The sequence below is a fragment of the Nocardioides sp. genome, from assembly GCF_024509035.1.
Classification (GTDB): domain Bacteria; phylum Actinomycetota; class Actinomycetes; order Propionibacteriales; family Nocardioidaceae; genus Nocardioides.
The window spans coordinates 808-1,666 of record NZ_JANINT010000350.1 but is presented as its reverse complement, the minus strand read 5'-3'; the positions used below and the strand labels follow the sequence as shown (position 1 = coordinate 1,666).

General features: G+C 73.1%; 1 protein-coding gene. It reads left to right on the top strand.

What is annotated here, in order from left to right:
- The coding region (locus Q0L15_RS21160; RefSeq protein ID WP_296606716.1) for a fibronectin type III domain-containing protein at window positions 1–859 on the top strand (859 nt) is incomplete at both ends.

Here is an 859-nt window from a genome sequence, read left to right as displayed (position 1 = left end):
CGACCGACCCGTTCCTGCGCGGCGTCGTCGCCGTGGACGCCAAGGGCCCCTTCGTCTACGTCAACGAGAACGGCTGGGACATCCACCGCGTGGACCGGCGGACCGACCGGATCGTGACGATCTGCTGCCGGTACTGGTCGGGCTGGGACCCGCCGGAGCCGGTCGAGGGTGACCTTGCGACGCAGACCCACTTCGAGATCCACGCCGGACCGGTCGCCGACCGGTCCGGGAACGTGTTCTTCGCGCACCAGGGCTCCGCTGCCCTCGAGATCTGGGAGATCCGCGCCGGCGACGGCACCATCCACCAGGTCGCCGGCGGCGGCTCCGAGCCTGCTGGCGACCGCGTGGCGCCCCTGGATCTGGAGCTGCGCGAGGTCGGCGACCTCGACTTGGACCCTGACGGTAACCTGTACCTCACCACCGGCGCGAAGATCCTGAAGCTCCCGGGTGTCGCCGCGGCCGACGCCGCCCCCGGTGCGCCCGGGGACCTCGACGTCACGCCCGGGGTGGGCCGACTCGACGTCTCGTGGGCGCAGCCCACCGACGACGGTGGGCAGCCCGTCACCAGCTACACGGTGCGGGTCCACCCCGTGGGGCTGTCCGGGGACTCCCGGGACCACGTCACCACGGTCACGACCAGGACCGCGACGATCACCGGGCTCGACCAGGGAGCGAGCTACGAGGTGAGCGTGGCCGCGACCAACGGCCGTGGCACCGGACCGGCTGCGACCACGACGGCCACCGCATCGGCGTACGGCGCGCGGCTCACGGCGAGCCCGGCGGCCGTGCACGCGGGCGACCCGGTGCGGCTCGACGCCTCGGGCTCGGAGGTTCCCGCGGGTTCGACGTTCGAGTTCTT